The organism is Vibrio sp. V43_P6S15P86, assembly GCF_009904725.1.
GTDB lineage: Bacteria > Pseudomonadota > Gammaproteobacteria > Enterobacterales > Vibrionaceae > Vibrio > Vibrio diabolicus.
The window spans coordinates 1-4,326 of sequence record NZ_WXWT01000324.1; the positions used below are offsets into that span (position 1 = coordinate 1).

4 protein-coding genes are annotated in these 4,326 nt (G+C 46.5%); 1 reads left to right on the forward strand and 3 read right to left on the reverse strand.

Annotated features, from left to right (window positions below; genetic code table 11):
• Positions 1–45: 45 nt before the first annotated feature.
• Entirely contained in the window at positions 46–897 is an 852-nt protein-coding gene (locus CAG69_RS14350; RefSeq protein WP_005391263.1) for a carbenicillin-hydrolyzing class A beta-lactamase CARB-57, read from the reverse strand.
• Between the two features lie 239 nt (positions 898–1,136).
• Here CAG69_RS14350 and CAG69_RS14355 point away from each other — a divergent pair, with 239 nt between their 5' ends.
• Complete coding sequence (locus tag CAG69_RS14355) at positions 1,137–2,486, forward strand: ferredoxin reductase family protein (RefSeq protein WP_161444809.1); 1,350 nt, start codon at positions 1,137–1,139, stop codon at positions 2,484–2,486.
• Between the two features lie 97 nt (positions 2,487–2,583).
• Here CAG69_RS14355 and copI read toward each other — a convergent pair whose 3' ends face one another.
• Together copI and CAG69_RS14365 are read right to left on the reverse strand one after the other, a co-directional pair.
• Positions 2,584–3,165 (reverse strand): copper-resistant cuproprotein CopI, encoded by a 582-nt coding sequence (gene copI, locus CAG69_RS14360; protein WP_005391258.1) that lies wholly within the window; start codon positions 3,163–3,165, stop codon positions 2,584–2,586.
• A gap of 63 nt (positions 3,166–3,228) precedes the next feature.
• A partial coding sequence (locus CAG69_RS14365; RefSeq protein ID WP_161444811.1) for an efflux RND transporter permease subunit occupies positions 3,229–4,326 on the reverse strand: 1,098 nt, incomplete at its 5' end.

Here is a 4,326-nt window from a genome sequence, read left to right on the forward strand (position 1 = left end):
GGGCAAAGAGGGTGAACTTAGGAAAGTAAATATGTAAGCAGTGAATTAATTATCTTTGTATTTCTGTAAAATCAACTGACTGATTTGCGCGATGAGCTGGTCTCTGGCTTGAAGTGATAGCTCGGTTTCTGTGACATAGATACTAATGTAAACAGGACGATGGTTTTCCTTCCATATGATTGCGTTAATACCGCGCGAACCGTGACCACCCGCACCAGAGCGGTCGGCGATAGACCAACCTGTTGGTAATACTGAACGCATTAACGAGTCTGAAACCTTGTTGTCCTGCATCCAGATTTTTAATTGCACGCGAGACTCGTAAGACAACGTTTCTCCTTCAATCAAGGTTCGCAGAGTGTTTACCATGGCGTTAGGTGTGGTTGTGTCGCGGTTGTCTCCCGGTGTCGCTTCGTTCAAACGTGGTTCTAATCTATCTAGGCGCGTCGCTTTATCACCAATAGTTCGCAGAAACATTGTCACGGCCTTAGGACCGCCGATTTCATTCAATACTAAGTTGGCAGCAGTATTATCACTCATCAACATCGCGGCTTCACAAGCGTGCTCTACGCGTGTGTTTTGGCCTGCGAGTTTGTCCATCACTGGAGACCACACAACGATGCTGCGCTCATCGACTTTCGCGGTCGCATTTTTACTTAGCTTACCGCTGTCCATATCACTTAGCATTGTGGCGCAAGCCAAGGTTTTGAATGTGCTCATGAGTGGGAAGCGTTCATCGCCGCGGTAATCCCAGCGCTCATCGGTTTGCGTATCCCAAACCGAGACTCCAATTCTGCTTGAGGTTTGTTGTTCGATGAGAGAAATGTCTTCATTCAGTTGGGATGCGTAACTTAGGGTTGAGCAAACCATTAGCCCAGCCAACAAAAATAACTTTTTCATGCGTCGTGTTCTTCATTTTGGTTTTGGTTCGCACTGTGGCGATGTTACGCAAACTATAACGAGCGAATACTCTAACCACTGTTAAATCCATGTCGATTTTTTGTAGGATTCTGCGCAATACCTCCAAGTTTGTCATTGACCTTAAGTATATTGTGGGTTTACTCAACTTTACGAATATTGACGTTGCATTACGCTAGAAAAACTAAACTAGAGTTGTCGTCAATTTGAGAGTGATGTTCATGAAAACTGTACGAAATTTTGTATGGATGATAATTGCCGCCGTGTCTGTGTTGTGGTGGATGAGTGAACCGCAACTGCTTTCCTCGACCCAATTCTTCCAATGGCGCTCCGCGCTTATTCAATATTCTGGTGTTTTGTCGTTAGCTTTGATGTCTATTGCTATGGTGCTGGCGCTGCGCTTACCTGTGATAGAGCAATGGGCTCATGGCATGGACAAGGCATATCGAGTACACAAGTGGTTAGGTATAGCAGGCGTCAGTTTGGGTGTGATCCATTGGCTTATGTATAAAGTTCCGAAGTGGCTCGTTGCTGCTGGTTGGTTGGAAAAACCGGTAAAACACACTGGAACAGGGCCATCAGGCAATAACTTCGTTGGTTTGGAGTTATGGGTTAAAGAACTGCGTGATGTAGGCTTGGATTTAGGTGAGTGGGGCTTTTATTTGCTATTGGCATTGCTGGCAGTGTCACTCTGGACTGTTGTTAAATACAAACCGTTTAAGTTATCCCATCGTTTAATGGCTGTGGTGTATTTGATGGTTGCCTTGCATTCGGTCTTATTGATAAAGCATGCATACTGGGGCGATCCCATTCATTTTGTCGCTTTAGGTTTTGCATTGATGGGCTCTGCGGCTGCCACTTACAGCTTGTTCGGTTTTGTCGGGCGAGCGAACCGCTATCCCGCCAAAGTGGTGTCGACTCGCTACTTCCCTCAAGCGCGCGTGATGGAGCTGGTTTTGGCGCCAAGCAATAACGGTCAAGGAAAACCTTGGCAAGGGCACAAAGCAGGACAGTTTGCTTACGTTCGTTTTGGTAACGAAGATCCACATCCGTTTACGATTGTTTCAGGTGAGCACGATCCAGAGATTCGTTTTTTGATCAAAGAGCTAGGCGATTTCACGACCAATTTGTACCAGCGCGTGAAAGCGGGCGATGAGGTTGTTGTTGAAGGACCGTATGGGCGTTTAGAGTTTGATGTCAACAAGCTGCAAGTTTGGATTGCTGGTGGTGTCGGGATAGCGTCGTTCTTTGCTATCTTATCTTCATTGAAAGCGTTAAAAAGACATCCGCCAGTGCATTTGTTTTATTGCACACGTGGCTTAGATAGCCATTTAGTGGATGAACTGTGGAATGCCGCGCGTCAGGCACAAGTGAAACTGAACGTGATAGATACTGCGATTTCACCTCGCCTTAATGTTGAACGAATTGCGAAGGAATGCGGCGACTTATCGCGTTATGAGTTTTATTTCTGTGGGCCGGAGGTATTCTCTCGAACCCTGAAAAAAGAGTTAGAGGCATATCGTTTTGATACAGAACATCGCTATCATGAAGAGCTGTTTGTGATGCGATAATCTAGTATTTGGGGCGAAATAAAAAGGAGCTGAATCGGCTCCTTTTGTATTTACATTTAACGTCTATGAACCGTGTGAATGCGTTAATCCGGTCTCACTACAGTTCCACTTTTTTGACCATGCCGGCTTCTGCATGACCGGGGATATTACACGCGAACTCTACATTTTTATCGCCATGGAAGTGCCACAGGAGTTGTTTCGCTTTGCCTGGTTCAACTGTGACCGCATTGCCGGAGTCATGCATGTGATCGCCAGACATGGTTTTCATCATTTCACGGTGTTTAAGCTGTTCTTCTGCTGAACCAATGGTAAATTCGTGATTGATTTTGCCAGTATTCATTACCACAAATTGCACCACATCATCCGGTTCTATTGTCACGTCTTTTTTGAATGTAATTTTCATATCATCTGTTAAGAGTACATGAACGACTTTGTCTGGTTTTGCGCCATTTGCAGGCATACCAACCGCTGACATGCCTGGCATGCCGCTCATACCAGAATGATCCATTTTACCGTGGTCCATTTTCCCATGATCCATCGGCATTTTATCCATGTTCATGGAACCGTGATCCATTTGACCATGCTCCATATTTTCGTGGTTCATGTTTGAGTTATCCATTTGAGCAAATACGCCACCCGATACCATGGTTAGAGCAAGAGTGATAAGAGTCTTTTTCATGTTGATTTCCTTTACTATCAATGAGATATCGCGCCATTATTTTCTGAATAATGGCGCTCGTTGTTATTTATCTTGGTGTTGATTTGATTTCACTTCACGCTGTTTCCACAGCTTGAAGATGGCGGGTAACACAAGCAGTGTTAACAGCAGGGCAGAGGCCATGCCACCAATCATCGGTGCAGCGATGCGTTGCATCACTTCAGAGCCTGTTCCCTCGCCGTACATGATTGGAATAAGACCAATGATTACCGTTAATACGGTCATCATGACAGGCCGCACACGCAAGCCAGCGCCTTCGCGAATTGCGTCTGTAAGATCCCGCGCTTGAAGCGGTCGTTGTTTCTCTTCTGCATCCAGTTTTCGGTGGTGCCACGCTTGGTTGAGATACACCAGCATGATGACACCTATCTCCACCGCAACGCCGGCGAGGGCGATAAACCCAACCCCCACGGCAATAGAGAAGTTGTAGTTCAGATAATGCATCAGCCATAAGCCACCAACCATTGCTAAAGGCAGCGTCAGCATGATGATCAGCACCTCACCTACACGGCGGAAGCTGAAGTAAAGTAGCATCATGATGATCGCAATAGTGATTGGTACTACGACACTTAAGCGGTCTTTGGCGCGTTCCATGTATTCGTACTGACCTGACCAAGCCAGCGAATAACCCGCAGGTAATTCAAGTTGATCTGCTACTACTTGTTGTGCTTCCACGACGTATGAGCCCAGGTCACGACCTTCGATATCCACGAAAACCCAACCGTTTGGACGCGCGTTTTCGGTTTTGATCATCGGTGGGCCATCCTCATAACGAATATCTGCCACGTCTGCGAGTGCGATGCGTGCGCCGTTGGGGGTTACCAGTGGTAGGTTTTGCAGTTTAACAACCGAGTCACGGTAATCTTGCGGATAGCGGACGTTAATCGGGTAGCGTTCCAAGCCTTCAATGGTTTCTCCAACATTCATACCCCCAACAGCTGTTGAGATAACTTGCTGAACGTCTTTGATGCTCAATCCGTATCTCGCAGCTGCGCGGCGTTTGATATCAATCGTTACGTAACGGCCACCCGCGACACGCTCCGCATATACAGATGAGGTGCCGTGAACGCTATTAAGAATAGGTTCCAGCTGAGCACCAATTTTTTCGATCTCTTTCAGGTC

Excerpts from the sequence above, each read along its gene's own strand:
- CAG69_RS14350 (WP_005391263.1), bottom strand. The coding sequence starts at position 897 with ATGAAAAAGTTATTTTTGTTGGCTGGGCTAATGGTTTGCTCAACCCTA.
- CAG69_RS14355 (WP_161444809.1), top strand. The coding sequence starts at position 1,137 with ATGAAAACTGTACGAAATTTTGTATGGATGATAATTGCCGCCGTGTCT.
- copI (WP_005391258.1), bottom strand. The coding sequence starts at position 3,165 with ATGAAAAAGACTCTTATCACTCTTGCTCTAACCATGGTATCGGGTGGC.